We start from the raw sequence: 2,694 nt of genomic DNA on the forward strand, positions 1-2,694 counted from the left end.
GCAGATAAAGATTCTGTTTTACTAGTCCCTAATACCTCGCGTAAGCCACCACCTAAAAACTGAATCACTTTCTGCATTACTCCAAGGTAATACAGCACAGCAACTAATGATGAGAAGAACACGACAATCGGCAATACACGAAATGCAAAGACAAATCCGCCTCCACCAAAGACTTCAAACATTTTGTCGCTAACCAGACCTCCAAACAAAAAGCCAATCCCTTCATTCGCATAATTAATGACGTGAGCAACTCCAGCTGTAATGGTATTTAATATTTCTCGACCAATCGGCACATATAAGACCAATGCTCCCAAGACTATCTGGATCGCAAGCGCTCCAAAAACAGTTCTAGGATTTACCGCACCGCGATTAGTAGACAAAAGAAAGCCAATCCCTAGTAAAACTAGAATACCCAAAACGCTAATAAACACACTCATGACTCCAAATCCTTCGCCATTAATTGTGCTGCAAGCGTAGCAAAGTTTTTATTGTTGGCTGGTTTAGCCTAAGTTTTGCAATAAAATCAAACAAAGAAAATTTACTGAGTAAAGTATGAATCAAGTCGTCGTTGTAACAGGTGCCAATCGCGGTATTTGTCTGTCGCTATGCAAACACTATGTTTCTCTAGGGTGGGCCGTGATCGCGGTCTGTCGAACGCCCTCACCTGCGCTAAGCGCCCTTGATGTCAAAATCGTTCAAGACATCGACATTACCCTCCCCTCTTCAATCGCAGCTTTAAAACAATCATTAGGTGACACCAAGATCCACCTTCTGATCAACAATGCTGGCATCTTGCGTGATGAAAAGATCGCAAACTTAAACTACGAAACTATTCGGTACCAATTTGAGGTGAATACACTGGGCCCTCTTCGCGTTACAGAAGCTCTTCAGCGCAATATGACCGATGGTGGAAAAATAGCTTTTATCACCAGCCGTATGGGGTCTATTGAAGATAACACTAGCGGTGGAAGATATGGCTACCGCATGTCTAAATGCGCTTTGAACGCCGCTGCAGTTTCGATTGCTCATGACCTCGCTGACAAAAACATTGCGGTTGCAATATTGCATCCCGGTTTAGTCGGAACGAATATGATTGGCGATATAGGTAATGTCACTCCCGATCAAGCTGCAGAACAACTCGCAAGCCGAATTGAAGCGCTAAATATCACGAACCCGGCAACATTTTGGCATGCAAAGGATCATCAACTTCCTTGTTAGCTGCGTATTGGTACTTGACCACGAACTAAATATGATAAGAATATGGGACGTCTCTCAAATTCAAGAGTTATAGAACTTTGAGCGAAGTCGATATTAATGTCTAAAAACGATAACAAGATCCAAAAAGACGCCTTCATGCCCCTAATCTGGGCGCTCGCATGCACGTGGTTACTGGTCGCTAGCCTCGGACTATGGCACCTATTTTCATCTGATTATCGTGCATTTTTACATAAAAATGCTCCAGACATCAGACAGACGCCTGAATATAAAACAGGAAAAATCACACTTGTACACTATATCGATGAACAATGCAGTTGCACACGCTTTGCTAGACCACACATGCGTGAGTTAAAGCGCGAATTAACTAATGTAAATCATATTGAAATGATATCAAATGACAGCACAATGCTAAAATCAGGCTTAAATCTTTGGGCTATATCAAGTCCATCTGTCAGTGTCTTTTCACCAGAGGGCGAAATTCTCTATCACGGTCCCTATTCTTCGGGTGACGTATGCGGACAAGGAGAGGATCTTGTCATGTCGCGTCTAGAACAATGGTACGAAGGGTATAAACAGCCACAATTTAACGTGCTAGGTAATGGATGTTTTTGTCCTTGGAATAATTCAATAGATAAACAAATAAACAGATAAACAGATAAACAGATAAACAGGTAAACAGGTAAACAGATAGTCTAAGTTATGATGTATTCAAAACAAGAAAGCTCGGTGAACGAGACGTTGCTGCGTGAACACTACATGAAAGCGGATAAAGTAATGCTCGCTATCATGAGCTTATTATTTACCATTTCGTTTGCGATTGCTCCATTATACAACTCATGGGTTGAAGCTATGTTTATCGGCGGTGGTACTTTTGGTACTGCACTGCTTATCAGACACTTTGCGCCCGGAGCATTAGTCACTCGCCTTTTCATTGGCACGGCGTTTATGATTATGACGTCACTACATATTCAGCAAGCACACGGCATGCTGGAATTTCACTTTAGTGTGTTCGTGTTAATCGCCTTGCTGCTCTACTATCGAGACTGGGCCCCGGTTCTCGCAGCGGCTGCAACAATAGCCACACACCACCTTAGCTTTTTCTATCTGCAATCAGGCGGAGTAAATGTTTGGGTATTACCCAGCACAGAACTTGGCATTAGCGTGATATTTCTCCACGCAGCATACGTTGTTATAGAGTCCGCTGTCATCGTATGGATGTCTATCGATCTTAAAAAAGAATTCCTCGCATCTATAGAACTTAGCACCACAACACGCGCGATCGTAAAGGAAGATAAAATTGACCTTTCGATTCGTACCAGTCGTAGCAACAAGCTCCTGCAAGATTTTGATCACTACACCGAAACGGTCTGTGAACTAGTAGATCAAGTGGCACAAAGCTCAACAAAAGCACACAATACAACGAGCGAATTACTAACGCTAAGCACGAATTTGCAGTCACTATCTTCGACACAGCAA

4 protein-coding genes are annotated in these 2,694 nt (G+C 42.7%); 3 read left to right on the top strand and 1 reads right to left on the bottom strand.

Annotated elements, in window-relative coordinates; translation table 11 throughout:
* A partial coding sequence (locus A3739_RS10180; protein ID WP_304440271.1) for a Na+ dependent nucleoside transporter N-terminal domain-containing protein occupies window positions 1–437 on the bottom strand: 437 nt, incomplete at its 3' end.
* A 115-nt stretch (window positions 438–552) separates the two neighbouring features.
* Here A3739_RS10180 and A3739_RS10185 point away from each other — a divergent pair.
* The 3 genes from A3739_RS10185 to A3739_RS10195 all read left to right on the top strand — a co-directional run.
* Window positions 553–1,218 (top strand): SDR family oxidoreductase, encoded by a 666-nt coding sequence (locus A3739_RS10185; RefSeq protein WP_068501234.1) that lies wholly within the window; start codon window positions 553–555, stop codon window positions 1,216–1,218.
* 96 nt (window positions 1,219–1,314) lie between these two features.
* The gene (locus A3739_RS10190) at window positions 1,315–1,869 is read left to right on the top strand and encodes a DUF6436 domain-containing protein (protein WP_068501238.1); all 555 of its coding nucleotides are present in this window, start codon (window positions 1,315–1,317) and stop codon (window positions 1,867–1,869) included.
* A 48-nt stretch (window positions 1,870–1,917) separates the two neighbouring features.
* Window positions 1,918–2,694, top strand: a 777-nt coding sequence (locus A3739_RS10195; protein ID WP_197472256.1) for a hypothetical protein, incomplete at its 3' end; no start/stop codon positions are given.

The organism is Oleiphilus sp. HI0067 (assembly GCF_001635735.1).

Bases quoted from the DNA above. Each gene is read 5' to 3' on its own strand.
- A3739_RS10190 (WP_068501238.1), top strand. From the start codon at position 1,315: ATGTCTAAAAACGATAACAAGATCCAAAAAGACGCCTTCATGCCCCTA.
- A3739_RS10185 (WP_068501234.1), top strand. From the start codon at position 553: ATGAATCAAGTCGTCGTTGTAACAGGTGCCAATCGCGGTATTTGTCTG.